We start from the raw sequence: 2,569 nt of genomic DNA, 5'->3' as shown, positions 1-2,569 counted from the left end.
CCGTCCCGCGCTGCGCCCGCCGGCGCGGCCTCGTCGTCCAGCCGCAGCGTCAGCGAGATGCGCTTGCGCGGGATGTCCACGTCCAACACCTTCACCCGCACGATGTCGCCCGGCTTCACCACGTCCCGCGGGTCCTTCACGAAGGTCTTCGACATCGCCGAGACGTGCACCAGGCCGTCCTGGTGCACCCCGACGTCCACGAACGCGCCGAACGCGGCCACATTGGTCACCACGCCCTCCAGCAACATCCCGGGCGCGAGGTCACCGAGCTTCTCGACCCCCTCCTTGAACGTGGCCGTCTTGAACGCGGGCCGCGGGTCCCGGCCGGGCTTCTCCAACTCCTTGAGGATGTCGGTGACCGTCGGCAGCCCGAACGAGTCGTCCACGAACTGCGCCGCGTCCATCCGCTGGAGCACCGCGGTGTTGCCGATGAGCGAGCCGACGTCACCCCCGGCCGTCACCACCATCCGCCGCACCACCGGATACGCCTCGGGGTGCACGCTGGAGCCGTCCAGCGGGTCGTCGCCCCCGCGGATGCGCAGGAAGCCCGCGCACTGCTCGTACGCCTTCGGACCCAGCCTGCTCACGTCCTTGAGCGTCTTGCGGTTGCGGAACGGGCCGTTGGCGTCCCGGTGCGCCACGATGTTCTCGGCGAGGGTGGCGCTGACCCCGGAGACCCGGCTGAGCAGCGGGGCGGACGCCGTGTTCACGTCCACGCCCACGCCGTTCACGCAGTCCTCCACGACCGCGTCCAGCGAGCGCGAGAGCTTCACCTCGGACAGGTCGTGCTGGTACTGGCCGACGCCGATCGACTTCGGGTCGATCTTCACCAGCTCGGCCAGCGGGTCCTGCAACCTGCGGGCGATGGAGACCGCGCCGCGCAGCGACACGTCCATGTCCGGCAGCTCCTGCGAGGCGAAGGCCGACGCCGAATACACCGAGGCACCCGCCTCGGAGACCATCACCTTGGTCAGCCGCAGCTCGGGGTGGGCCGCGCACAGCTCGGCCGCCAGCTTGTCGGTCTCCCGGGAGGCGGTGCCGTTCCCGATCGCGATCAGCTCGACCTGGTGCTCCTTCGCCAGCCTGGCCAGCGTGGCGAGCGCGGCGTCCCACTTCTGCTGCGGCACGTGCGGGTAGATCGTCTCGGTGGCGGCCACCTTGCCGGTGGCGTCCACGACCGCGACCTTCACGCCCGTACGGAACCCGGGGTCGAGCCCCATCGTGGCGCGCGTCCCGGCGGGCGCCGCGAGCAGCAGGTCGCGCAGGTTCGCCGCGAAGACCCGCACCGCCTCGTCCTCGGCGGCCTGCCGCAGCCGCAGCCGCAGGTCGATGCCCAGGTGCACCAGGACCCGGGTGCGCCAGGCCCAGCGCACCGTGTCGGCCAGCCAGCCGTCGGCGGGCCGGCCGCGGTCGGCGACCCCGAACCGGCGCGAGATCGCCTGCTCGTAGGAGCTGGGGCCGGGCGTCTGCGACGGCTCCTCCGGCTCCAACGTCAGGTCGAGCACCTCTTCCTTCTCGGCCCGGAACATCGCCAGCACCCGGTGTGAGGGCAGCTCCGTGAACGGCTCGGCGAAGTCGAAGTAGTCGGCGAACTTCGCGCCCGCCTCCTCCTTGCCCTCCCTGACCTTGGCCGCCAGCCGGCCGCGCTGCCACATGCGCTCGCGCAACTCACCGATCAGGTCCGCGTCCTCACCGAACCGCTCGGTGAGGATGGCCCGTGCACCATCGAGCGCGGCGGCGGCGTCGGCCACCCCGCGCTCGGCGTCCACGAAGGTGGCGGCAGCGGCCCGCGGCTCCACCGAGGGATCGCCCAACAGGCCGTCCGCCAGCGGTTCGAGCCCGGCCTCGCGGGCGATCTGCGCCTTCGTCCGCCGCTTGGGCTTGAACGGGAGGTAGACGTCCTCAAGGCGCGCCTTGGAGTCGGCGGCCAGGATGCGGGCCTCCACCTCCGCGTCGAGCTTGCCCTGCGAACGGACCGACTCCAAGATCGCCGCCCGCCGCTCCTCCAGCTCGCGCAGATAGCGCAGCCGCTCCTCAAGGGCGCGCAACTGCGCGTCGTCGAGCATCTCGGTCGCTTCCTTGCGGTAGCGCGCGATGAACGGCACCGTCGAACCGCCGTCGAGCAGCTCGACGGCGGCCTTCACCTGCCGCTCCCGCACTCCCAGCTCATCGGCGATCCGGCCTTCGATGGACGTCGTCACTTCACGCTCCGCTTTCTGGTCTGCACCGCGACCTGCATTGTGGCAGGTGGGTGTGACAACGCGGCCATGGCGGACCACCCCGCGCGTCCCCGTGCCCCACGGGCGGCCCGACCCGGCGCAGCCGACGGCACGGCGCCGCAGGTGAGCGACGGTCGGCCGGGACGACGCAGGCTGGCTCGGGCCGGTCAGCACTGCCCGGCACCCCGGGCGCGCCCGCCCCGGGAGCCCCGCGCCGCACCCGTCGGCAAGCCCCGCCCCCGCGCGCCGCGCCCGGCCCCGGGCGCGGGGGGGGGGGGGCGCGCCGGGGGGGGGGGGGGGGGGGGGGGGGGGGGGGGGGGGGGGGGGGGGGGGGGGGGGGGGGGGGGGGG

Annotated in this window: 2 protein-coding genes; one reads left to right on the top strand and one right to left on the bottom strand. The window is 73.7% G+C overall.

What is annotated here, in order from left to right; all coding sequences use genetic code 11:
• Positions 1-2,201: Tex family protein (locus AAHZ94_RS32465; protein ID WP_349997294.1), on the bottom strand; the 2,201-nt coding region annotated here is incomplete at its 3' end.
• Positions 2,202-2,342: 141 nt separating this feature from the next.
• Here AAHZ94_RS32465 and AAHZ94_RS32460 point away from each other — a divergent pair.
• On the top strand, positions 2,343-2,569 hold a 227-nt coding region (locus tag AAHZ94_RS32460; protein ID WP_349997293.1), incomplete at its 3' end, for a hypothetical protein.

Source organism: Streptomyces sp. HSW2009, assembly GCF_040240285.1.
GTDB lineage: Bacteria > Actinomycetota > Actinomycetes > Streptomycetales > Streptomycetaceae > Streptomyces.
Note: the sequence above shows the minus strand (reverse complement) of the source record. Positions and strands in the feature narration are given on the sequence as shown.